This window comes from Draconibacterium sediminis (genome assembly GCF_000949475.1).
In the GTDB taxonomy this organism is placed as follows: Bacteria; Bacteroidota; Bacteroidia; order Bacteroidales; family Prolixibacteraceae; genus Draconibacterium; species Draconibacterium sediminis.
Genome location: NZ_JRHC01000001.1, coordinates 966822 through 990874, shown reverse-complemented (window position 1 = coordinate 990874; position 24053 = coordinate 966822). Strand labels below are relative to the sequence as shown.

Sequence of the window (24053 nt, the reverse complement as noted above, 5' to 3'; positions counted from 1 at the left end):
CGGCAATGGCATCGCTACCGGGTTTTTGAAGCTTTTGCCGCTGACAATGGCTTCAAAAAATGTTTCGGCAACGTTTTGCCACCGGCAATGCCATCAAAAAATATTTTGTAAGGTTTTGTCCGCGTGCAACTAGAGAATAAAAGGTAGATTGCATCTTCATTCCAGGAAAAACGCTGGTGCAATAAACTAATCAAAAAGCATTGAATAATAGCGCCCAATTTCATCCTGAAGTTCTCCAACACTAAAGGCGCGACTTTTTCGAATGGTTTCGCGGTTATCGAAAAAAACCACAATGGTAGGAGCAGTAAATACACTGTTTTGAGCAGCCACATCGGGCAACACATCCGATTTAATGTAAACCAACTGCATTTTCGGGAATCTGGCTGTTGCCATTTCCTCCACTTTTGGTTTTAACACTTTACACACCGAACAGGCATCAGTTGAGAAATAAGCAAGAACAGCAGCCTGCTCTTTTTTCAGTGCAATAAACTCTTCTAATGATTTTATTTCTTTGAACATGGTACTGAATGCTTGATACTGGATGCCGGATATTTGATGCTGGATATTTCGTATAGGTTAATATGCCCCGATACTTAACAATACCAGGGTACAAGCTTCTTCGGCTTCAATTCCATTGGCTTCCAGTTTTTCGGCAAATTCCTGATTCTCTGTCCCCGGGTTAAAAATAACGCGTTGCGGATTCAGATCAATTATATTGGTATAATACTCCGGTTGATGTTGAGGCCCTACATAAAGTGTAACAGTATGTATATCTTCCTTTTCCGGGAAAGCTGTTTCAATGGCAACATCGTTAACCAGTCCTTTTCGTTTGGCCAGTGCTACCACCTCGTGTTGATTACGACGAAGTGCATGAATTGCTTTGTTGGAGTATCGTGCAGGATTTTCGCTGGCACCGATAACAAGTGTGCGTTTGCTCATTTACATACGTTTTAAAAGGACCACCGCATTAACCGACATGCCTTCTTCGCGGCCTTCGAAACCAAGCGTTTCGGTAGTTGTAGCCTTCACCGACACTCGATCTACATCAATTTCCAGAACATCGGCCATACATTGTTCCATTGCCGGAATATGCGGCTTTAATTTTGGTTGTTGCGCCTGCACAGTAGAATCGATATTTACAATTTCGTATCCTTTCTGTTTTACCAGCTCGTACGACTTTTTCATCAGAATCTTACTGTCGATATTTTTAAATTCGGCAGCGGTATCAGGGAAATGTGTACCAATGTCGCGTAATTTCAACGCGCCCAGCATGGCATCGCAAATGGCATGTATCAGCACATCGCCATCAGAATGCGCCACGGTTCCCTTACTGTGGGGAATAAGAACACCGCCTAACCACAAGGTTTCTCCCTCGGCTAAACGGTGAACATCATATCCTTGTCCAATTCTGAAATCCATCAGCGTTGGCTACTAAATGCGTCAATATCAAACGCCAGCGTGAAACGCAGCGTATTTTCCAACGGGTGGTTACGTTGTGTTGGCAACAGGTACGAGAAATCGAGCGCAAAAACGTTCATTTTTAAACCGGCACCTGCAGTAATAAACTGGCGGTTACCTTTATTTTCATTCTCGTAGAAATAACCGGCACGCAAAGCAAACTGTTGGTTGTACCAGTACTCAACACCTACCGACCAGGTTATTTCCTGCATTTCTTCTTTAAATCCGCCCGGCGCATCGCCAAACGATTTAAAAATACCTTCGATAACACCAATATCAGACCCAATTCCTCCGGAAATTACAGCACCATCACTGTAAAGCGAGTCATTCGGCGTTGGCACTAATAATTTATTGGCTTCAACTGCAAAAGCAAACGAGTTGTAATCGTCGAGCTCCATCGTGTATGATGCACCCAGTTTCAGTGTGGTTGGAATAAAGTCTTTTACCGTTCCATCGGTATAAGATATTTTAGAACCAATATTCTGAATATTAATACCGGCAGCAAAAATATTGTCTTGTCGACCCGCACTGAATTCGTTATAATAATAAAAAGCCACATCGGCCGCAAACGAGTTACCCGCTTGAGAAGCGACACCATTTACAAGTTGTCCACCGGTAAGGTCGGAACGAATGTAACGTATCGCAACCGCACCCGAGAAAACATCACTCAACAAACGAGAGTAACCAAAATCTATGGCAAATTCGTTTGGGTTCAGCTGAATTCCCTGCTCTCCCTGATCATTCATCGTTAATATGTCGCCAAGCGCAAAATAACGAAGTGAAGCACTAAGACTCTGCACGTCATCCAGTTTTTTGTATCCTGTCAGGTAAGCCAGGTTGATGTCATCAACCAGGTTACGCAACCATGGCGAATACGATAAGCCAACTCCCATTTCGCTCTCCATAAAAACATACTTTGCCGGGTTCCAGTGCTGCGAGTTTACATCGGCAGTGGTACCCACACCTGCATCACCCATACCTCCGGCGCGCGAATCAGGCGTAATCGCCAAAAACGGAACGGCGGTGGTTATCGTATTGGCACCCGAAACTGTCTGGGCCTGTACATTTTTACTTACCATGGCAACCAGCGCCACCACAAATAAAATTCGTATTAATTTAATCATACTTTTAAAAATTGAGCGTGCAAAGATATAACATTTGTCTTTGCAACAATAGGTTAAATCTGTACCCTGAATACTTTCATTCCGGGTGTAGCATTTCTTTTTGCTGTAGCTTGTAAGCTTACAAGAATGAGAACGCAGCTTTTAAGAAAAAATTTTACTGAAAGCGAAAAATTATTACATCACCAGTAATTTACCTGACTTAGAAGCAATTACCCCTTCGTTGTTTTTCAGAAAAACCTGGTATACATATACACCTTGAGTAAGCGGAATTTTTGATTCTGACAGATCCCAGCGCACCGGATTAGTAGTGCTTCCGTTCGAGCTTATCTCCGTTTCAAACTGATCGATAAGTTTACCGTTGATGTTATAAATGTCGAAAACAGCCGAAAAGCTTTCGCCTGCCTGGTTGTGCCCGATTACAAAATAGGTATAATTCGTTATCGGGTTCGGATAATTACTTATTTCGTTGATGATAAAATCGCCGGTAACCTCAAACTCAATTTCCACCTCCGTTGAATTATTGGCAACATCCCATGCTTTTAGCGACAAGGTATGCTTTCCAACCGAAAGATTGTTTAACGGAAATTGTAATGAGCCACTTGTGTAGTCATCTTTTTCGGCCTGGTAATAATTGTTAAGCACGTACACTTTTGAATAATCGTTGTCGATCACCGCTGTAATATCATGTCCGATTCCGGTTCCAACCGTATTGATGCCGTTTTCGTCCGACAAATATGCCAGCAGCGTTGGGTTCTTACCGGTTTTATCGCCCGACTGAAAATCTTCTGAATCCAGGTAAAGTTGAATTTCAGGTCCGCTGTTATCGGCAATGTTCGATCCTTCGCCACCAATACTAAAATTTGTAAACGCACCGTGCGCATCTTCTTCGCCATTTTGGGCGTAATACATAATTTTTCCCGAGCCAATTTTATATGAAATATCTTTGGGCACCACAAAACTAAAGCTAAAATTCCCGTTGGTAACGCTGGTTGTTCCCGAGTAGATAATGTTGTTCTGCACCTGGAAAGTCAATGGCCGGTTATCATCGCCATTTCCAAGTGTTGTCATATCTATTTCCTTATCGTAAACCGTGTGCGTTATCTCACCGTTAAAGTCATCTATCCGCTTATCGAAATAATCGGCCACATAACCTTCGATGGTAATTTTTTCGAGCGTACCAATAGTGTCGGGGCTGCTTGTTGCATCGGCGCCATTTATCGACGTGGTTATCACCTGGTATTTCGGATACGAAAGTTTTAATGCCGGATCGGCCAGCAACGAAAAGTTGCGTTTATTAATTCCATTGGCCAGGTTCGATTTGGCGAGACGCATAACATCGCCCATGCGGTAATGCTCACCATTCTCGTCTTTGGCAAAGATAAAACGGTAAAAACTGCGGCTCAGCAAAAAGTTCGCTCCCGAAGTTACCACACGAGTAGTAGAAAACAGTCCGATTCCTCCGCCGTTTGGATTCATCAACACTTCCTCGCCGGCCGAGGTTTCATCCGCATCAAACCTACTAAACTCACAAGTTGCTGTTACAAAAATTGGCAACTGATTTCGGTTCGACCATGAGTTAATGTCACCTTTTTCCAATACATGTTCGTGCGCCAGAAAACTATTGTTGGCATGCCCGATATAATTCAGAATCAGTACCCCTTCTTCTACCCTTTCGTTTATTGCGGCATTTACATCAGGGTAACGTTCGCCAGCCGGCGTAACATCCTCGGTATAAGCATCAAAAAATATCTTGTCGGTAATAAATTCTCCATGATTTCGATTGAGTGTATCGGCAATTTGCTCCGACTGCCGCATATGAATTCCGGTATCTCCATCATCGCCGATCATACAAACTACGTTTCGCCAGTCGCCCAAAGCATCCGGTTCGTAATATCGTTTTATTTTATCAACCACCAGCTGCGCCTGGTAAGCCGTTGATGCAGGAATTCGTCCAATACCCAGGTCGATAGAACCATAGGATAATCTTTCTCCGGCATCGAGCATTACAAAATAATCGTCGCTTACAAATGAATTTAGCGGATCAAGCGAATTCGCCGACTGATAAGTGGGGATAAAGTTCAGTCCGCTTCCGGTTATATTTCGGTTATCGTAACTACCGTCGCCAAAAAGCAAGACATATTTTAATGTATTCCCCCGGTCGTAAATCATTTTTATAAAATTCCTGATTCCGGTGGCACTTTTACTTCCCGAGCTGAATTCGTTATAAATAGCATTTACATCAACCACCTCCACGCTCATTCCATCCTGTGTTCGGTGAAAATCGGCCAGTTCTTCGGCAGAGCTCATAAAATTACTGTGCGAAATGATTAGAAACTCCGGTGTATTTATGGCGTGTAGATTCTGATTCTCAACTTCTTCAACAAAAGCCGGCTCCGGGAAACTGCCTGTAGTATTAAATACCACGTATTCTTTCAGTTCCGAAGCTTCCTGTTTAAATCGTAACTCGGCACCATTGAGCACCGCATTTATTTCTTTTGCATTGTTAATGTCTGAAACGTCCAATACTTTAGTAGCATCTTCTGCATTTGCAATCTGAAACTCAACAATACTGCCCGCTCCAACCGATTCCGAATCTCTGAAAAACAAAGGAGAATCACCCGCAACAATGTTTCTCCGGTAGTTCAGTTCTATATAATCGAGCCACGCTTCGGCACTGCTGTTCGCGGCATTGTAGGTCACACGAATCTCTTGCTCGCCTTCCGATAAGCCCACATCCATGGTTGCTTTTTCCGAATCGGCATAAATACCGTATGTTTCACCGGTGTCAACACTTCTGAATGATACCGTTCCGGCTTCTGCTCCTTCGGCAGCAACCGAAAAATTCGACGACCGAAACGATCGCGCAGCACCGCTAACTGTTAATTTGGCTGTCGAACCTTCTGCGGGATCAGAAATCGTAAAAGTGTAGCTTTTTGATCCGCCATTGGTAAACCGGTCGCCAAACCAGCGCTTCCCTGATCCCAGTTCCAGCAAGTTGTATTTTTCATACTCTATCAGGTCGAGGCAATCAAACGTTGATGTTGAATGGGTTATCTCATCTGAAACATTGTCAAGTGTTTCGGGCTGTTTTGGTGTTCCTGTGTTTCCCAGAAAGAAATATCCCTGCGTGGTATATTCATTCGAACGATGTGAAAAAATTCCTGAAGTGTTTAAATCCCATTCAGTAATTCCGGGTGCATAAAAGAACAAACACTGCTCGCCATTATTACTGGCTGTCCAAACGGCACACTCTTCCAAATCATCGTAATCAATCTCACCGGGATCTTCCGATTGTATTTTTCCTCCGCTTCCAAATACACCAACCTGCGCAGGATCTGAAAATCCCCAATCAATTAATCTCGAATGGGGTATCTTGTAAATCCCTTTTCCTGTTGCACGGATTTTTACCCAATTACCCGTTGCAAGAACGGACTCTGATTTCCAATTTATGGTTTGAACCGACTTTTTATAAACATCGGGAGCAGCGCGTAATTCAAAACTTTTTAACCGGTAAATTTTACCATTCTCTTCTTTCAGCGGAATGATCTGAAGTTCTATTTTTTTTTCGTTCCCCGACTGCAAAACAGATGTAGTAACTTGCAGTTCTGATGGAATTTCAACAGCTAACAGTTTCTTTATACTGTCACTCACCTCCTCAAAAACGGGATTCCTGATACTAAACCGAAGTATTTTATTTGGATTTTCGAGCTTATAAAGCCGGGTATAAACGGGCAAAGCCAGATGCGCCAGATCGCCCGATATATCAGCATTCTCAAAAAATTCTAATACTTCTCCGTCGTGGCGCCCCGGATTTTCCTGCCAGCTGAGTACAATAATCTCGTTATGCACATCGTTAACAGCAAAGCCAAGCAAAAAAACAAATAATAGAAGTATATATTTATTCATAAAATCACGGTCAATAATATAAGCTTGTAAACGGCTACCGCATTCAAATATTGCAAATAAAGCCGCAAACCAACCACGGTTTAACACCGAATAGTGCCAAAGATATTAACATCCTTCTTAAATGAAGAATAAAATAATTGAAAAGACTGAACAATAAGAATTGAACAAATTAGTTATATTTGTGTCGATGAGAAAATTTATACAAACAATGAATTTTAAAAGATTAAAACCATTCGTTTTTATTGCCTTAGCTGCATTCGTTTCCGGATGTGGATTATTCGGAATAGGAGGCAAAGGAGATTCATCACGAACTACTGGTTGGGAATACAATGCTGAAGAGACCGGAAATATTCCAAATATTTCGGGTTACGAGCAGGAAGCCGGACCAGGTTTAGTTTTTGTTCAGGGTGGTACGTTTACTATGGGTCGTGTTGAGCAGGACGTTATGTACCGCAACGACAATTACCCGCGAAGAGTTACTGTAGCTTCGTTTTATATGGACGAAACAGAAGTTTCAAATCAGGACTATCGTGAATTTACCCACTGGACAGGTCGTGTATACCCCGGCGATGTAGAAAGAATGAAGGCCATTACGCCTGACTCAAGTGTTTGGCGTAGAGATTTAGCTTACAACGAACCTTACGTAAATAATTATTTCCGTCATCCGGCGTATTCAGAATATCCGGTGGTTGGAGTTAGCTGGGAACAGGCCGAAGCTTATTGTGCCTGGCGTACCGACAGGGTTAACGAACAAATATTGGTAGACAGAGAGATTATTACGCATGACAATACCCAAACGGGCGAAAACGTATATACAACAGATACTTATTTAGCAGGATTATACCAGGGAACAGAAGGTGACAAACCTGTTGAAAATCCTGACGGAACAACTCGTCGCCCAAAATGGGAAGATGGTATTATGCTCCCGAATTACCGCCTGCCAACCGAAGCAGAATGGGAATATGCAGCCTACGGTTTAATTGGTAATACCGATGGAGAATTACTTACCGACCGTAAATTGTATCCGTGGAACGGTTCGTACCTGCGTCAGGATAAGAAAAAAGAAAAAGGCCGCTTAAAAGCCAACTTTGTTCGTGGACGTGGTGATATGATGGGTATGGCAGGAGCACTGAACGATAACGCAGATATTGCTGCACCAGTTTTCTCATACGAACCTAACGATTACAACCTGTATTGTATGTCGGGTAACGTTAACGAATGGGTGGCCGATGTTTACCGTCCAATGTCGTTAAACGATGTGGAAGAGTTTAACCCATTCCGTGGTAACGTAATTACAGAATACCGTCGCGACCCAAACGGTCAACTGATGAGAGATCAATATGGTGAACTTATAAGAGATACAATTGCCGGAATGGACTACCGAAATGTTTTGGATGGTGATCCTACCTCGCAAATTGTTGAAGGAGATACATGGATTGGTAACGACAAACAAACCGAAGGCATGTATATTCAGGACGACAGGCCTGGCGCGTTCTCTTCATTAATTGATGATGAAGTTCGTGTTTACAAAGGCGGATCGTGGCTAGATCGCCCTTACTGGCTGGTTCCCGGAACACGTCGTTACCTGGAGCAAACCAAGGCACAGAACGATCTTGGTTTCCGTTGTGCAATGACCAGAGTTGGAAGCCCTGAAGGTTTCTAATTCATAAAAATATTTTCAGAAAAGCTTCGTACAATTGCGGAGCTTTTTTTATGCCAAATTGAATCGTATTTTTGCTTTATGACAAGTATTGAAACTATCTACGGTTGTTTTCTAAAATCAACACAAGTATCTACCGATAGCCGAAAAATTGAGAATGGCTGTATTTTTTTCGCATTAAAAGGGGCCAATTTTAATGGCAATAAATATGCCTACGATGCCCTTAAAAAAGGAGCAGCTTATGCCATTGTTGACGAAGCGGAATACGCCACTGATGACAAAATTCTTTTGGTAGATAATGTTCTTACAGCATTACAGCAACTGGCCCATTATCACCGAAAACAATTGGGACTGCCAATACTTGCTATTACCGGCACCAATGGAAAAACGACCACGAAGGAGCTGATCTCAACAGTACTTGCTAAAAAATTCAAAGTAAGCTTTACTCAGGGGAATTTAAACAACCATATAGGAGTGCCATTAACGCTGCTTGCAATGGATAAAAACACCGAATTTGGCGTGGTGGAAATGGGAGCCAATCATCCGGGTGAAATTGCCGATTTGTGCAAAATTGCCGATCCTGATTTTGGAATAATCACCAATATAGGCCGGGCACATCTCGAAGGTTTTGGATCGTTTGAAGGGGTAATTAAAACCAAAGGCGAATTGTACGATTACATCGGGAAAAAGAATGGAGTTATCTTTTACAACGCCGACAATAAATTACTTGAAGAAATTGGCGAAGCACTTCCTAAACGTATTTCTTACGGAAAAGAAAATGCGTCGTTCACCGGCGAAACCATCCAAAGTCCTCCGTTTATTCATGTAAAAGCCAATTTTAAAAAGGGCGTACTTTACCTGAACAGCAATCTGATTGGCGATTTTAATTTTGAAAATATTTTAGCGGCTGCCTGCATCGCAAATTATTTTGATGTTGATCCGCTAAAAATTCAGCAAGCCATAAAAGAATACCAACCCACCAATAATCGCTCGCAGTTGATAAACAAAGGCGAACTAAAGATTATTATGGACGCCTACAATGCCAATCCCACAAGTATGGCGGCATCCATCGAAAGTTTCCTGGAGAATTTAAAAGGCGACAAATATTTGATTCTTGGCGACATGCTTGAACTGGGAGAATATTCAGAGGATGAACATACAAAGATCGTTAAACTGATTCCCGAAGATTTGAAAAGCAGCACTTTTTTGGTGGGTAAAGAATTCACGAAAGTCAACACCGGGGACAGCATAAAATCATTTATTCATGTTGATGAATTATGTGCTTACCTGAGAAGTGAACCCATAAAAAACGGGAACATTTTAATAAAAGGTTCCCGCGGTATACAACTTGAAAAAGTACTCGATCTTCTTAATTAGCCTGAGGTTTTTCAACTTTCAGCACGTCAGAAATTGCTTTCTCGAAAGTTTGTTTCGGAAGTGCTCCCATTGCCATTTGCGGTTGTCCGTCTTGCGGCACAAACAGCAATGAAGGGATACTTTGTACACCAAACATTCCGGCTAATTCCTGCTGTTCTTCAGTATTTACTTTGTAGATTACGATGCTGTCGCCATACTCCGATTGCAACTCTTCCAGCACCGGAGCAACCATTTTACATGGTCCACACCAATCGGCGTAAAAGTCAATCAAACATGGCTTTTCACCTTCGTATTTCCACTCTTTATTCGTTTCAAAATTGAAAACTTTCTCTTTAAATGTTTCTTTTGTTAAATGTTCCAACATAATCTTATATTTTTCAGTATTTATATATCTATTTATTTCGATATTTACATATCAAAGATAATACCAAATTTTGAATTCCCAAGTTACTACTTAATTTCAACTAAATAATTGTAATTTTGTCACGATTTTTTATCAAAGTGGCAGAATAGCCCATTTTGAAATACGATTTTTGTCAGATGAACAGCAAGCTAAAAGAGAAGATTTTCAAAGATATACAGGCGGTTGCCGACCGTGTTGAAACAGAAACTTATGTGATTGGAGGATATGTACGTGATCTGTTTCTCGAACGACCTTCAAAAGATATCGACATTGTAACCATTGGCAGTGGCATCGATTTCGCTACAGAAGTAGCCAAAAACCTAAAACCACGCCCAAGGGTTAATGTATTTAAAAACTTTGGCACCGCCATGTTAAAATACAAAGATCTTGAGATTGAGTTTGTAGGTGCCCGAAAAGAATCGTACCAACGCAACTCGAGAAAACCGATTGTGGAAGACGGTACACTGGAAGACGATCAAAACCGCCGCGATTTTACCATCAATGCCATGGCTTTTAGTTTAAATGGCGATCGTTTTGGCGAGCTGGTCGATCCGTTTAACGGGATGGATGATTTGAATAATAAGATCATCCGCACTCCGCTCGATCCGGATGTTACCTTCTCCGACGATCCTTTACGTATTATGCGTGCCATTCGGTTTGCCACTCAATTTGATTTTGAGATTGAGGATGAAACGCTAAAAGCAATTGCCCGAAACAAAGACCGTATTAAAATTGTGTCGGCCGAGCGCATCATCGAGGAACTGAATAAAATTATTATGGCACCGAAACCTTCGAAAGGATTTCGATTACTGGAAGAAACCGGTTTGCTGGAGATAATTTTCCCGGAGTTGCAAAATATGAAAGGTGTTGATAAAGTAAATGGCATCGGTCATAAAGACAATTTCTATCACACCATTGAAGTACTCGACCGCCTGGTACCCAACTCAGATAATTTGTGGTTACGCTGGTCGGCATTATTGCACGACATTGCCAAACCCAAAACAAAACGTTTTGTTGAAGGCCTGGGCTGGACTTTTCACGCACACAATTTTGTGGGTGTAAAAATGATTCCCAAGATATTTAAGCGAATGAAATTACCGCTGAATGAAAAGATGAAATACGTTCAGAAAATGGTAGGCCTGCACATGCGACCAATTGTTCTCTCGGAAGACATTGTAACCGACTCGGCAGTAAGACGCCTGCTTTTTGAGGCCGGTGACGACATTGATGATTTAATGACGCTTTGCGAGGCCGACATCACATCGAAGAATCCGGAGAAGGTGAAACGCTACATGAAAAACTTTAAAGTGGTTCGCCAAAAGTTAAAGGAGATTGAAGAGAAAGATGCTATTCGTAATTTTCAGCCTCCGGTTGACGGCGACCTGATTATGGAGACGTTCAACTTATCGCCATGCCGAGAAGTTGGCTTGCTAAAAGATGCCATTAAAGAAGCTATTTTGGATGGAGAGATTCATAACAATTACGAAGAAGCTTTTGCTTTTATGATGAAAAAAGCAGAAGAAATGGGGCTGAAGCCAAAAGGTTAATCCACCTGCAACTTTAACAGAATAGGTAAATGGTCGCTAAATCCGCCATTGTATCGAAAGCCCGTATAGGTGCGATGCAACTTTCGGCCTCCGCGGGTCTCGTCGGGCTCAAATAAAAAGGGTAGTTTGCAAATTGTTGCATTTTCCGGTTTTGTCTTTAATCCATTCGTTGCGGTCAACAATTCCGGTGAAACAATAATCTGATCGAAAACAAACCACTGCCCCTGATACTTTAAAGTCCCCTCCTCCTGCTTCATCCAGGGCAAAGAGAGATTGTATAAACCAGCGGATTTGCTATTTAAAGAATCAGCAGCACCAAGATCCTGTGCTATACTTTCATCACCTGGCTGATCGTTAAAATCGCCTACGATAACCACTTTTGCCTTTTCGTTTTTTTGAATGATCTCCTTGTATTTCGACAAAAGCAAACGCGCCGCTTGCTGTCGTGCCGGTCGTGTTTCCAACAAACCGGAATACCGCGAAGGCCAGTGATTTACAAACACGTGAATGGAATCACCACAATTTACTTTTCCCAATACATAAAGTATTTCTCGACTTCTTCTAACGCCTCCGTTTTTATCTTCCAGCGGATAATACGCATAATCAAGCGGATAAAAGGTTTCGGAATTATAGATCAAAGCAACATCAATACCACGCGGATCCGGCGACTCTTTATGGATAATTTTGTACGGCGTAGTATTTAGCGGTGTATCTTCGGTAAGTTTTTCCAGTACATAACGATTCTCGATTTCTGCCAAAGCAATTAAATCGGGCATTTGCCAACCGCCGGCATTTAGTATTACTTTCGAGATATTATTGATTTTGTTTTCGAAACGTTTTCGCGTCCAATGCCTCTCTCCTGAAGGCGTAAACTCATCATCGGCAGTTAACGAATCGTTTCGTACATCAAACAGGTTTTCTACGTTATAAAAGAGTATTGAAAATTCGGCATCAGCATTTTGAGCATTGCTTTTTACAATGAGCAGAATAAGGGATAAACAAATAAAGAAGTATTTCATTTTACTTTTCAATGCGTTCGTATGCTCCCAGGTCGGGGCCATCTTCGCCGGTTCGGCTTCTGTTCAGCAAATCAACCGGAAATCGCTCTGAATACTTCTTTGTTCCTACGTCTTTTGCTGCCGACAAAGTATCCAACTCGAAGTTGTAATCATCGTACGGATCAACAAAACGAGGATCAAATTCCATCCCGATCATCGCATTAATGAAATGATTTGTATTGCTCGTATTTAAGGTATCGGGTGCCTGTATAATACAATGATCGAACAGGTAATTGAATGTGTTTTCTTCGTTATTACCCAACTCCAATTCGTTGCCAATATTACCGTAAATAATACTGTTGCCAAAGGTTGCTTTGGTCAAATCACCATTATACGAAACTTGTTCGCCGTTTGAATTTTCAACAACCAGCACATTCGAAACAACCAATGATGGTGTGGTTCGCACAGCTTGTCCGTAATTACCCCAATAGTTGGCAATAGTTGAATGGTAAAATTCATATTCGCCACCAACAAGCAACGCAGCAGCATAAAAACCACAGTTACTAATCAGTGCATTGTAGGCATAAATCTTCGATTTCAACGCAAACACTCCGGCATAAGCCATATTTTCAATTTTGGAGTTGGTAAGCGTTACCGAGGCATACCCCTCGTTTTCAATGGTTCCGACCTGTAACCCAATATTTGCATTTTTAATGGTTGTAAAATTGAATACGTTATCATGACTTCCGGAATACAACACAATGCCATTCCACTGATCAGGAATATTCTCATACGATGCCTCCAAACGGTCGGCCCGGAATATAATCGGCGATTCAAAAGTACCTTCGGCAACTACATTTCCACGAACATACATTCCGGCACCTTTATGGAAATATATTTTTGTCCCCGGCTCAATCGTTAGTGTCGCCAAACTGTCAACATAGGCATAATCATAAACCAGATAGGGTTTTTCAGCCGTCCAGGTAGTTGTTTTAATCCGTTCGCTTTTTATCAGCTTAAAATCCTGACCGTAAGCTTCCAGCATTATACTCTGGAAATTTGTGTTGGTTGTAAATTCAATCGAATCCTGCACAACCATTGGCAGGTTTTGTCCGGTTGGATCGATGGTAACCTCAACAAAAATATAAATACTGTCTTTTGCAGGTAATGTAATTTCGTAGAGTTCGCTGCTTTCAAAACCATTAATATTTAACCTGAAGCTTGAAGCATCGCCTCCTGCCAAACGAATACGCGAAATAAGAACATCCTCGTTATAAGGGTTACTCACCGTAAATCGTCGGGTTGTTGAGCCAATGGAAGTAAAAATGGTGTCGAATGTTACCGTATCAGCAGAAAACTTAAGTTGCGCATCGGTAGACGTCAAATATCCCTCATCCTCACACGAAAAGAGCATGACAAGCACAAGGGCTGCAGCCAGTATTTGAAGTAAATATTTAACCAATTCGAATTAATTTATATCCTTATAACGTCCACTTTTCGCCGTTATTTTACAAATATAAAAAATCAATTCACAATTTTTAACATTTCTTTGCAATCCTTAGCCTTTAACTGCACTTTTTTCAGAAATAAGTAATAAACCAAGCATTGTTATTGCCCCATTCAGGATAAGCAATTCGAATCCAAACTGATAGCCATTGAAAAGTACTTCGGAGTAACTTGAAATAAAGTAGCACAAAACGGGTGCAAAAATACCGATGTACGGAACCCACTTATCCTTCACTTTTCGCGATGAATACATGCCAAATAGGAATAAGCCTAAAATTGGGCCGTAAGTATATCCGGCAACGGTAAACACAGCCACCACAATACTCTGATTATTAATAGCATCGAAAACAAGAATTACCGCAATTAACAGCACTGAAAACATCAAGTGCGACAACATTTTTATACGGCGTTTCTTTTCTTCAGGATACTTATGGATTTTCAGGAAATCGACAGTAAACGATGTTGTTAACGCAGTTAATGCCGAATCGGCACTTGAATAGGCTGCTGCTGTAATACCCAATAAAAAGGCAATTCCCACAGGCAATCCAAAATATTTTAAAGCCAACATCGGGTAAAGATCGTCGGTATTTTCAGGAATGCTAATTCCATGCTCGCGGGCAAAAATGTACAACATTACTCCCAGGCTAAGAAACAGCACCACTGTGAAAAGAAACGACATACTAAACACCAGCATGTTTTTCTGGGCCTCCCACTTATTTTTACAGGTCAGGTTTTTCTGCATCATATCCTGGTCCATACCAACCATAACAATGGTGATAAACATTCCGGAAACAAACTGTTTGAAGAAGTTATTTCCAGAGCGCCAGTCCCAGAAGAAAAGTTGTGAGTTATTGTCATCGGCAATGGTTTTCACCAAGCCTGACAGATTCAAATCAAGGCTTCGAGAAATGGCTACAATGGTAAAAATAACCGCGCTCACTAAAAAGAGTGTCTGCAGCGTATCGGTCCAAACGATGGTTTTAATACCTCCCTTAAAAGTATACACCCAAATTAGTGCGATGGTAACAATTACGGTTAACGAAAAAGGGATATTAAAAGCATCGAAAAAGGCGATTTGTAATACTCCAGCTACCAGAAATAACCGGAATGCAGCCCCAATCAGTTTCGATATCAAAAAGAAAAAAGAGCCGGTTTTGTATGATCGTGGTCCAAAACGTTCATCAAGAAACGAATAAATAGAAACCAGGTTTAGACGATAATACAAAGGCAGTAAAATACCTGCTACCAACCAGTATCCCACTAGGTTTCCGAGAACAAATTGCAGATATGAAAAGGCAGAATTACCAACTTCCCCCGGAACAGAAATAAACGTTACTCCCGAGAGAGTAGCTCCAACCATTCCAAAGGCCACCAAATACCACGGCGATTTTCGGTTTGCAGTAAAAAAGGCCTGTGTATCGGCTTTCCGCGCGGTTAACCACGAAATAAAAATAAGTACTAAAAAATAACCAAGTACAATTCCAAGAACAAGATATGGGCTCATAGTTTTTGTTTATTCGAAATCGGGGTATAATAAATATTTTTTTCTCAGTTGTTTAAATTCTTCCAGCCCGGGTTGCCAGCTTTCAATAATTTCAGCTTCGCTTTTCCCTTCTCTGATTTGTTTGATCATCGATTCGGTTCCGGCAAGCAGGTTCAGCCAGCGTTCGCGCGTAAGGAAATCAGACTCGTTCTCGTATTTATTGTAGAAGTCGAGGAAGTATTTCAAGGTAAATTTTGGCGATTCTTCCAATGTTCGCAAATCAACACCGTAACATTTTTTGTCTTTGTTTAGTGGGTTTATGGCCACTCCGGGAATGCTTCGCGGAGTAAATTCAAAAGTGCCAAGATTTTCGTTTAAACCACCCAAAACCTGGAACGGGAAATCGGTTCCGCGTCCAACGCTTACACTGGTAGCTTCAAAAAAGCATAACGACGGATATAAGCGCACAGAAAGATCATTGGGCAAATTGGGCGACGGGCGCACCGGTAAAGAATAAGCCATCCAATGATCGTAGTTTTCTACCGGAATAACCGTAAGATCGCATTTTTTGTTGGCAGCGTGCCAACCTTCATCATTGATCATATTGGCGAGCTCGCCAACCGTACATCCGTGAACAATAGGAATGGGATCGAGGCTAACAAACGATTCAAAACCTTCTTCCCGGATTGGGCCGGCCACATAATCGCCATTCGGATTTGGACGGTCGAAAACAATTAACGGAATATCATACTCAGCACAGGCCTCGATAACGTAATGCATGGTTGAAATGTAGGTGTAAAAGCGGCAACCTACATCCTGAATATCGAAAATAACCACATCCAGACCGTTAAAATGTTCTTCAGTCGGTTTTTTGTTTTTTCCGTAGAGCGAAAAAACCGGCAAGCCCGTGTTTTTATCCAGCCCGTCCACTACTTCTCCTCCGGCCGAAACATCGCCTCTGAAACCATGTTCAGGCGCAAATATCTTTTTTACATCAACTTCGTGATTCAATAAAAAATCAACCAGGTGCTGGCCTTTAGCAATAGAGGTGTTGTTTACAACCAACCCCACATTTTTGCCTTTCAAGGCATCTAAATATAGCGAAGTACGCTCCGCTCCTACAATAATTTCATTATCTTGCAGTGCCATGCAACCGCTGGCAGATATCCATAAAACTAACACTAAAAAAATCCTGAACATAGGCTTTAAAATATTACATTTGCGCAAGCGAAGATAGTTTTTAAATTTTTTAAAAAGCAACGATTTAGTTAAAAAGTTGAAACGGAAACGAAATAAAATTATGATGCGCTATTTGTACTATTTTATTTCGATGAACGTTTAATGTGTAGCACAAATTTTTAGCGAATTTATAACGATGAAACCAACACCTACAATATTTCTACTTTGTATCATTCTGGTATTCTCACTGGTCAACTGTTCTTCTGCCCAGGAACCTCCGTTTCTGCAATACAAGAACGATGAATGGGTAAACCAGCAACTCGAAAAAATGAGTTTGGATGAGCGAATAGCACAGCTGATGATGATTACCGTTTACCCGAAACAGAACGATGCGGCCAAGGCCATTTTCAGGAAAAGAATACAGGACTGGAAACCCGGTGGAATTTTGGTAATGCAAGGCTCGCCAACAAAAAATGCTGATTGGATCAATCAGTTTCAGGAAGCTTCTGAAACACCGCTATTGGTGGCTATCGACGGCGAGTGGGGACCGGCTATGCGAACCGACAGCACAATTGTTTATCCTTACGCACAATCGTTGGGTGCCGTGCAGGATACTTCCCTGCTCTACCAAATGGGCCAGGATTTTGCCAGCCAGCTAAAACGTATGGGCATTCAGATGAATTTTGCACCGGTTGCCGATATTAACACCAATCCATTTAACCCGGTTATCGGTTTTCGTTCGTTTGGAGAACAAAAACACAATGTAGCTGAGAAGTCGTGGATGGTGGCAAAAGGGATGCAAGACAACAACGTTATTCCCGTGGCTAAACATTTTCCCGGGCATGGCGATACCAAAACCGATTCGCACAAAACTCTGCCGCTTATTCCGCATTCGAAAAGCCGGATCGACAGTATTGAAAGTTACCCCTTTCGTTATTTATCGGATAAAGGAATTGCAGGAATTATGTCGGGGCATTTAAATGTTCCTTCTCTCGATAATTCAGGAATTACCTCATCGCTATCGAAAAAAATAATTACCAATTATTTGAAAGACGAAATTGGCTTCAAAGGTTTTGTGGTTACCGACGCCATAACCATGAAAGGCGTACAAACCACCGCCGGAAGAGCCGAACTGGAAGCACTGATTGCCGGAAACGATATGATAGAGTTTGTGGATGATGCCGGAAAAGCTGTGGCAACCATAAAAGCGGCCATTGCCAATGGCGAAATTACCGAAAATGAGATCAACGAAAAGTGCAGAACCGTTTTGGCGCTAAAACGCTGGGTGGGACTAAACAACTACCAAGCGGTAGATTTAAAAAATATCACTGCTGATCTTAACGCTCCCGAATATCAGGTTACCAACCGAAAACTGATAAAAAAATCGATGACAGTTGTCGTAAATAACGACAGTACACTTCCGGTGCAGGATTTAGAAAAACGCAATATTGCAACAATAATGATTGGCGGCAACCAAAAATCAATCTTCCAAAATACGCTGGAAAAATATTCAGGTATGGATCATTTTTGGCTACCAAAAGATGCCACAGAAAAAACCTGGGCAAATCTTCGCCAAAAACTGGATAACTACAACTTTGTCATTGCCGGAATTACAGGGATTAACAAATACTCATCAAACGAATACGGCATTTCTGAAATACAAAAACAAGCGGTTATTGATCTTGTACATGAACAAAACGTGGTATTTACGCTTTTCGGAAACGCTTATGCGTTGAAACATTTTGCCAACATTCATCATGCCGATGCCTTGATCGTGGCGCACCAGGATAATGAACTTACACAGGAGCTGGCAGCACAGCTCGTTTTTGGGGCATTTAAAGCCAACGGAAAACTTCCGGTTACTTCCGACAGGCGTTTTAAAGCCGGCGACGGATTAGAAATTGCCTCCAACCAAACATTTTCATATACCATTCCCGAGGAAGCCGGAATGAGTTCTGCTATTCTGAACCGGAAAATCGACTCACTGGCGAATCTTGGCATTTCGGAAGGTGCATACCCCGGCTGCCAGGTTTTGGTAGCCAAAGACGGGAAGGTGGTTTTTCACAAGTGCTACGGTTTTCAGACCTACGACAGCATTTACCCGGTAAACCGGGATAATATTTACGATTGGGCTTCGGTTACCAAAGTTACGGGGCCGCTACCCGCCATTATGCGCTTGGTTGACGAACGAAAAATGAACGTTGATGATAAGTTTAGTAAATACTGGCCCGATTTTATTGGCAGCAACAAAGAAAACCTGAGCTTTCGCGAGATTTTAGCGCATCAGGCTCGATTGGCTTCGTGGATCCCGTTCTGGACAATGACAGTACAGGCAGATGGCACACTTGATAAAAATGTGTTTAAAGATCATCCTTCGCCACTTTATGATATTCGCGTATCAGAACGTTTATGCATGAATCACGATTTCAAAAAAACAATGTTCGATACCATCCGCACATCAAACCTGCTGCCCCGAAAAAGATACCTGTATTCAGGGTTGAGCTTTTACCTCTACCCAGATATTATTGAAAACCTTACCGGCACCCCGTACGAATCGTATGTGAAAATTTCTTTCTACCGGCCTTTGGGCGCGCATACCATTACCTTTAATGCCTACAAACATTTTCCGCTTAGCCAGATTATTCCTACCGAAACAGATGACTTTTTCAGAATGGAGAAACTGCGGGGTTATGTGCACGACGAAGGAGCGGCGATGATGGGCGGCGTATCGGGAAATGCCGGTTTATTTGGATCAACAAACGATCTGGCCAAAGTATTTCAAATGTACCTGCAAAAAGGATATTTTGGTGGACGCCGATATATTTCCGATTTAACGCTTAACGAATTTACACGTATTCAGTATCCCGAAAACAAAAACCGCAGAGGGCTGGGCTTCGACAAACCCCTCATCGATAACTACAAAAACAAGCTGGAAGATGCCTACCCTGCAGTGTCGAGCAGCAAAAGCAGTTTTGGGCACAGCGGATACACCGGAACTTTTGCCTGGGCCGATCCCGAAAACAGGCTGCTATACATTTTTATGTCGAACCGTGTTTACCCTACCCGCAACAACAGCAAACTCTACGAATTGAACATTCGTACGGCGATGCATCAGGCCATTTACGACAGCATTATCTCGGAATAAAATCGGGCCGACCTTCTTCCCTTAAAAAATGTTAACAGACTCCCTAATCTCACCTGTTCTACAACATATCGCTAAAATCTAATATCGCTACATACCAGCCCTTTACAACAATCAAGCACCTCCGTAATACACATAATTTTCCTCTTGTGTTATAACATTTAACAATAGCTGTTCATGACGCTTTTATTATTAAATTATTAATTATAATTTTAATGCACGTTCTTTACAAATACAATATTTATTAATTAATACCACAGCGATATGGAAAAAAGAATAACATTTAACGAGCTGCGTAAAATTAAAGACAGCTTACCTGACGGTTCGATTAGACAAATAGCGCAAGAATTTGAATTAAGAGAAGAAACTGTCAGGAATTATTTCGGAGGCGCTAACTACACCGATGGAAGAGCAGTGGGAATTCACATGGAGCCGGGACCAAACGGAGGAATAGTTCTCCTGGACGATACGGCAATTTTGGAACGAGCGCAGCAATTAGCTGGCACAGCGGTTTAATAGAGAAAAAAATAAAAATATTTAAGAAACTGTCCTATATTTATGGGGCAGTTTTTTTATGTCAATTATATCTAAACCATTAACTCATGAAAAAATTTACATTTTTTATTTCACTTGCATTTCTAACAGTATTATTTAGTTCGTGCGAAGCACCCTGGCAACCGGTGTATAATGGTGAAAATCTCGATGGATGGGAAACATTCATCGGAACTCCGCTTACCGGATTCGAAGATCTACACGAACAGGCCAAACCCGAAGAGGTTTTTAAAGTTGTTGATGTTGAGGGCGAAAAGCTTATTCACATTTCAGGCGAAGTAAACGGCTCGCTGGCTACTGTCGACACTTTTGCCAACTACCACCTGGAATTGGTATTTAAGTGGGGCGACCAGGTTTACACCAAACGAAACAGCGGACTGCTGTATCATAGTTTTGGCGAATTTGGTGAAGCTATTGGCACATGGATGACCAACATTGAATGCCAGCTAATGCACGAAAAGCTGGGAGACACTTACCTGATGAACAATACTTGCTGCGAAACTGAAGTAACAAAAACAGATGAAGGATTTCAATTTTCAAAAGGCGGAGAACTTACCCAGTTTGGAAAAGACTTTAACGGCCCCGGCATAATAAAAGCGGTTGATGCAGAAAACCCATTAGGAGAATGGAACACTGTTGAACTGTACACTTATGGCCGAACTACGGTTCATGTGATTAACGGACAAGTTACCATGGTAAATACCAATACCGGAATTAATGAAGATGGACAAATAAAACCGCTGAGTTCAGGAAAAATCCAAATCCAGTCTGAAGGCGGTGATTTATTTGTAAAATCAGTTCGGATAAAACCAATTAAGGAGATTCCTGCCGAAATCCTTCAATAAAAAATATACTTTATACCCGTTTCTTTCGCAAACGGGTATATTTTTGCGCAAATTTTAAACAAATACAAAAAACATGAGTGGTAAAACTTTACGTGAACAATTAACCTTCAAAAACACCGTATTGGGTGTACAGTTCTTATTTGTGGCTTTTGGTGCTACCGTTTTGGTGCCGCTGCTTGTGGGCATCGATCCCGCCGTTGCACTTTTCACTGCCGGAATTGGCACGCTGCTTTTTCATTTAATTACCAAAGGACAGGTACCTGTTTTCCTGGGTAGCAGCTTTGCTTTTATTGCACCAATTATTGAAGCCACAAAACTTTATGGCTGGCCCGGTACACTTTCAGGAATTATTGCTGTTGGTGTAGTTTACGGCGTAGTTTCAGCACTGGTTAAATTACGTGGATTAACCTTTGTCGAGCGTCTTTTCCCAGCGGTTGTTGTTGGCCCAATTATTCTGTTAATTGGATTATCGCTTGCATCTACCGCTGTTGACATGGCAAAAACCGACTGGCTGATTGCCGTGGTTTCGTTACTTACAGCCGTAACAGTAGTTATTTTCGGCAAAAAGATGATCAAACTGATTCCTATATTCATTGCCATAATTGTTGGTTACGTTCTTTCCATAATAATGGGGAAAGTTGATATGACCCCGATTAAAGAGGCTGCTTGGATAGGTTTACCCGAGTTTACCGCTCCTAAATTTAGCTGGCAGGCTATTTTGTACATGATTCCGGTAGCTATTGCTCCGATTATCGAACACGTGGGCGATATGTATGCCATTGGTGGTGTATGCGACAAAAACTTTATTGAAAAACCAGGTTTGCACCGTACGCTGCTTGGTGATGGTATTGCCAGCGGACTGGCCGGTTTTTTTGGAGGTGTGCCTAACACCACTTACTCGGAAGTAACCGGAGCCATAACACTTACCAAGGTTACAAATCCATTTATTTTACGCATAGCGGCAATAACCGCAATTGTTTTTGCTTTTGTTGGAAAAATCAGTGGTTTCCTGAAAACCATTCCACAGGCAGTGCTGGGCGGAATTATGCTTCTCCTTTTTGGAATGATCGCATCTATCGGTATTAAAACGTTGGTTGATTCAAAAACCAACATGGGCGAAACCCGTAACCAGGTTATTGTTTCAATTGTTCTTACTGTTGGAATTGGTGGTGCCGTTATTTCATACGGAACCTTCTCGCTGGCAGGCATTGGTTTGGCTGCTGCAGTTGGTATCATTTTGAATTTGGTATTACCGGCAACTAAAAAAGAAGATTTATAAGAAGGATCGAGTTGCTTGCTTCGAGATAAAAAAAGGATCGGATCTTTTAAAAGATCCGATCCTTTTTCTTTTTCCTATAGGAAATTATATCTAAGCTCTATTTCTGACATTCCCTGGGTGCAGACAGCTTGTCATAAATTCATTTCCGGCTTTCCGCGCCTGCGGAAACTTTGTTTTGACCTCATTTGTAACTTTCCCGAGCTGCGGAAACCCTGTTCCGAACTCATTTCTGACTTTCCGCGCTTGCGGAAAGCCTGTTTGCAGTTGAGTTTGGCCTTTCCGGAGCTGCGGAACATTGTTTTCGTATTTTTTTACCTAATCTCCCAGGCCATCAAAGCTTCTCCGTGCCGGATATAAAGTACACCGTTAGCCACTACCGGATGCGAAAAATGCTCCTGGCTTCCCATCGTTACTTTAAATAAACCAGCCTGATTAAGTTTACCGTTTTCGTAATTGAAAAGGCGCACATCGCCATTGGTACCATAAACAATTAATTTATTGTCGGCAAAAACGGTACACCCAAATGACGATCTTACTTTATCCAAAACACTTCCTGTTTCCTGATCCAGTATATTCAGGTATTTATTTTCGGTAGTAACAAACAATTTATCGTCGTGTAAAACAAAACCTCCCATATTATTCTTCACCTCTTCATTACTCCACACTTCTTTTACACTGCTCCCGTCGGCCGAAAGTTCCAGTTTTGTGGTACCCTTTCCTTTATCATCGTTGGTAACAATATACAAATACGGTGCTTTATAAACAGGCGAATTGGCATGATCGCCATCGTAGCGCATGGCAATATCGTATTTCCAGAGTAAGTCACCACTTGCGCAATCAACGCCAAACACATAGTGCCGCGATACGGAAACAAAAACTTTTCGCGAAGGCAGGTTCACAAGAATTGGTGAAACAAAGTGAGTGGTATCGCCGGTTGCTTCCGATGTCCAGATGGTTTTTCCGGAAAAGCGGTCGAGTTTGGCTACGCTTATATCTTTTCCGCCCGGGAAACAATAAACCGCGCGCTCGTCGATAACCACCGACTCGGCATAACCAAAATCATTCAAATGCCCTTTCAGGTCGTTTACCATATCAACTGCCCACATTTCTTTTCCGGTGTTCAAATCGAAACAGGCCAGTCTCCCCAACCCCGAAGTTGCATAAACCATGTTGCCCACCACGGTTGGTGTTGACCGGGCCCCCGGGAACCGGGCAGAGTATCCATCTCCTACAAATGATTTTCCGTTTGGTGTTTTCCACAATAAGTTACCGTTCAGATCGAAAGCAAACAGTTTGCTGATACCGTTTTCAACTCCTACAATCAGTAATTTATCTGAAGTAATTACCGGGGCGGCATAACCGGGACCAAGGTTTTCGGTTGACCACAATAACTGCGGACCATTTTCGGGCCATTCGTTGAGCAGGCCGGATTCGTTGTACTTTCCATCGCGATCGATACCGCGCCACTGGTAAACGGTTTGTGAAATTGCAAATTGACTGAGGAATAATAAGACAATCAGACAGAATAAAGAATTGATTTTTTTCATTTTCGGTTATTTAATTTTCGGTTTGTTGACAGAGTGTTGACTCATGC

At 41.9% G+C, this 24053-nt stretch carries 18 protein-coding genes; 7 read left to right on the top strand and 11 right to left on the bottom strand.

The window, feature by feature from the left end; genetic code table 11:
• Positions 1-186: 186 nt before the first annotated feature.
• From LH29_RS04100 to porU, 5 genes are all read right to left on the bottom strand, one after another.
• Positions 187-519 (bottom strand): thioredoxin family protein, encoded by a 333-nt coding sequence (locus LH29_RS04100; RefSeq protein WP_045026214.1) that lies wholly within the window; start codon positions 517-519, stop codon positions 187-189.
• A 57-nt stretch (positions 520-576) separates the two neighbouring features.
• Complete coding sequence (locus tag LH29_RS04095; protein WP_045026213.1) at positions 577-939, bottom strand: CoA-binding protein; 363 nt, start codon at positions 937-939, stop codon at positions 577-579.
• Positions 940-1419, bottom strand: a complete 480-nt coding sequence (gene ispF, locus LH29_RS04090; RefSeq protein WP_045026212.1) for a 2-C-methyl-D-erythritol 2,4-cyclodiphosphate synthase — start codon at positions 1417-1419, stop codon at positions 940-942.
• Positions 1419-2582: a type IX secretion system outer membrane channel protein PorV gene (gene porV, locus LH29_RS04085; RefSeq protein ID WP_052670594.1), complete on the bottom strand. Its 1164-nt coding sequence runs from the start codon at positions 2580-2582 to the stop codon at positions 1419-1421. Before porV ends, ispF begins: the two co-directional genes overlap by 1 nt.
• 174 nt (positions 2583-2756) lie before the next feature.
• On the bottom strand, positions 2757-6488 hold the full coding sequence (gene porU, locus LH29_RS04080) for a type IX secretion system sortase PorU (RefSeq protein WP_157493558.1): 3732 nt from the start codon (positions 6486-6488) through the stop codon (positions 2757-2759).
• A gap of 208 nt (positions 6489-6696) precedes the next feature.
• Here porU and LH29_RS04075 point away from each other — a divergent pair, with 208 nt between their 5' ends.
• Positions 6697-8151, top strand: coding sequence for an SUMF1/EgtB/PvdO family nonheme iron enzyme (locus LH29_RS04075; protein WP_052670593.1), 1455 nt, complete (start codon positions 6697-6699; stop codon positions 8149-8151).
• A gap of 78 nt (positions 8152-8229) precedes the next feature.
• Positions 8230-9525 (top strand): UDP-N-acetylmuramoyl-tripeptide--D-alanyl-D-alanine ligase, encoded by a 1296-nt coding sequence (locus tag LH29_RS04070; RefSeq protein WP_045026210.1) that lies wholly within the window; start codon positions 8230-8232, stop codon positions 9523-9525.
• Here the strand turns inward: LH29_RS04070 and trxA are convergent.
• A complete protein-coding gene (trxA, locus tag LH29_RS04065) occupies positions 9518-9889 on the bottom strand; it encodes a thioredoxin (protein WP_038556556.1) in 372 nt (123 codons plus the stop codon). The two genes, LH29_RS04070 and trxA, sit on opposite strands and share 8 nt — an antisense overlap.
• Positions 9890-10065: 176 nt before the next feature.
• Here trxA and LH29_RS04060 point away from each other — a divergent pair, with 176 nt between their 5' ends.
• The gene (locus tag LH29_RS04060; RefSeq protein ID WP_045026209.1) at positions 10066-11475 is read left to right on the top strand and encodes a CCA tRNA nucleotidyltransferase; all 1410 of its coding nucleotides are present in this window, start codon (positions 10066-10068) and stop codon (positions 11473-11475) included.
• Here LH29_RS04060 and LH29_RS04055 read toward each other — a convergent pair.
• The 4 genes from LH29_RS04055 to LH29_RS04040 all read right to left on the bottom strand — a co-directional run bounded on the left by LH29_RS04055 (position 11472) and on the right by LH29_RS04040 (position 16611).
• The gene (locus LH29_RS04055; RefSeq protein ID WP_082063407.1) at positions 11472-12494 is read right to left on the bottom strand and encodes an endonuclease/exonuclease/phosphatase family protein; all 1023 of its coding nucleotides are present in this window, start codon (positions 12492-12494) and stop codon (positions 11472-11474) included. The two genes, LH29_RS04060 and LH29_RS04055, sit on opposite strands and share 4 nt — an antisense overlap.
• 1 nt (position 12495) lies before the next feature.
• On the bottom strand, positions 12496-13935 hold the full coding sequence (locus LH29_RS04050; RefSeq protein WP_157493557.1) for a hypothetical protein: 1440 nt from the start codon (positions 13933-13935) through the stop codon (positions 12496-12498).
• A 96-nt stretch (positions 13936-14031) separates the two neighbouring features.
• The gene (locus LH29_RS04045; RefSeq protein ID WP_045026207.1) at positions 14032-15483 is read right to left on the bottom strand and encodes a sodium:solute symporter; all 1452 of its coding nucleotides are present in this window, start codon (positions 15481-15483) and stop codon (positions 14032-14034) included.
• 9 nt (positions 15484-15492) lie between these two features.
• Positions 15493-16611, bottom strand: a complete 1119-nt coding sequence (locus tag LH29_RS04040; RefSeq protein ID WP_198152341.1) for an exo-beta-N-acetylmuramidase NamZ family protein — start codon at positions 16609-16611, stop codon at positions 15493-15495.
• 226 nt (positions 16612-16837) lie between these two features.
• On the opposite strand from LH29_RS04040, the gene LH29_RS04035 reads away from it, so the two are divergent.
• From LH29_RS04035 to LH29_RS04020, 4 genes are all read left to right on the top strand, one after another.
• Positions 16838-19786, top strand: a complete 2949-nt coding sequence (locus LH29_RS04035; protein WP_045026205.1) for a glycoside hydrolase family 3 N-terminal domain-containing protein — start codon at positions 16838-16840, stop codon at positions 19784-19786.
• A 261-nt stretch (positions 19787-20047) separates the two neighbouring features.
• Positions 20048-20299, top strand: coding sequence for a hypothetical protein (locus LH29_RS04030; RefSeq protein ID WP_045026204.1), 252 nt, complete (start codon positions 20048-20050; stop codon positions 20297-20299).
• Positions 20300-20385: 86 nt separating this feature from the next.
• A complete protein-coding gene (locus LH29_RS04025; protein ID WP_045026203.1) occupies positions 20386-21180 on the top strand; it encodes a 3-keto-disaccharide hydrolase in 795 nt (264 codons plus the stop codon).
• Between the two features lie 73 nt (positions 21181-21253).
• Positions 21254-22459, top strand: a complete 1206-nt coding sequence (locus LH29_RS04020; RefSeq protein ID WP_045026202.1) for a uracil-xanthine permease family protein — start codon at positions 21254-21256, stop codon at positions 22457-22459.
• Between the two features lie 311 nt (positions 22460-22770).
• Here LH29_RS04020 and LH29_RS04015 read toward each other — a convergent pair whose 3' ends face one another.
• Positions 22771-24006 carry an outer membrane protein assembly factor BamB family protein gene (locus tag LH29_RS04015; RefSeq protein WP_045026201.1) on the bottom strand — a complete coding sequence of 412 codons (1236 nt, stop codon included), beginning with the start codon at positions 24004-24006 and terminating at the stop codon, positions 22771-22773.
• Between the last annotated feature and the right edge of the window lie 47 nt (positions 24007-24053).

What these genes read in the sequence shown, in the direction of transcription:
- LH29_RS04100 (WP_045026214.1), bottom strand. Translation starts at nt 519, where the DNA reads ATGTTCAAAGAAATAAAATCATTAGAAGAGTTTATTGCACTGAAAAAA.
- LH29_RS04095 (WP_045026213.1), bottom strand. Translation starts at nt 939, where the DNA reads ATGAGCAAACGCACACTTGTTATCGGTGCCAGCGAAAATCCTGCACGA.
- ispF (WP_045026212.1), bottom strand. Translation starts at nt 1,419, where the DNA reads ATGGATTTCAGAATTGGACAAGGATATGATGTTCACCGTTTAGCCGAG.
- porV (WP_052670594.1), bottom strand. Translation starts at nt 2,582, where the DNA reads ATGATTAAATTAATACGAATTTTATTTGTGGTGGCGCTGGTTGCCATG.
- porU (WP_157493558.1), bottom strand. Translation starts at nt 6,488, where the DNA reads ATGAATAAATATATACTTCTATTATTTGTTTTTTTGCTTGGCTTTGCT.
- LH29_RS04075 (WP_052670593.1), top strand. Translation starts at nt 6,697, where the DNA reads ATGAATTTTAAAAGATTAAAACCATTCGTTTTTATTGCCTTAGCTGCA.
- LH29_RS04070 (WP_045026210.1), top strand. Translation starts at nt 8,230, where the DNA reads ATGACAAGTATTGAAACTATCTACGGTTGTTTTCTAAAATCAACACAA.
- trxA (WP_038556556.1), bottom strand. Translation starts at nt 9,889, where the DNA reads ATGTTGGAACATTTAACAAAAGAAACATTTAAAGAGAAAGTTTTCAAT.
- LH29_RS04060 (WP_045026209.1), top strand. Translation starts at nt 10,066, where the DNA reads ATGAACAGCAAGCTAAAAGAGAAGATTTTCAAAGATATACAGGCGGTT.
- LH29_RS04055 (WP_082063407.1), bottom strand. Translation starts at nt 12,494, where the DNA reads ATGAAATACTTCTTTATTTGTTTATCCCTTATTCTGCTCATTGTAAAA.
- LH29_RS04045 (WP_045026207.1), bottom strand. Translation starts at nt 15,483, where the DNA reads ATGAGCCCATATCTTGTTCTTGGAATTGTACTTGGTTATTTTTTAGTA.
- LH29_RS04040 (WP_198152341.1), bottom strand. Translation starts at nt 16,611, where the DNA reads ATGGCACTGCAAGATAATGAAATTATTGTAGGAGCGGAGCGTACTTCG.
- LH29_RS04035 (WP_045026205.1), top strand. Translation starts at nt 16,838, where the DNA reads ATGAAACCAACACCTACAATATTTCTACTTTGTATCATTCTGGTATTC.
- LH29_RS04030 (WP_045026204.1), top strand. Translation starts at nt 20,048, where the DNA reads ATGGAAAAAAGAATAACATTTAACGAGCTGCGTAAAATTAAAGACAGC.
- LH29_RS04025 (WP_045026203.1), top strand. Translation starts at nt 20,386, where the DNA reads ATGAAAAAATTTACATTTTTTATTTCACTTGCATTTCTAACAGTATTA.
- LH29_RS04020 (WP_045026202.1), top strand. Translation starts at nt 21,254, where the DNA reads ATGAGTGGTAAAACTTTACGTGAACAATTAACCTTCAAAAACACCGTA.
- LH29_RS04015 (WP_045026201.1), bottom strand. Translation starts at nt 24,006, where the DNA reads ATGAAAAAAATCAATTCTTTATTCTGTCTGATTGTCTTATTATTCCTC.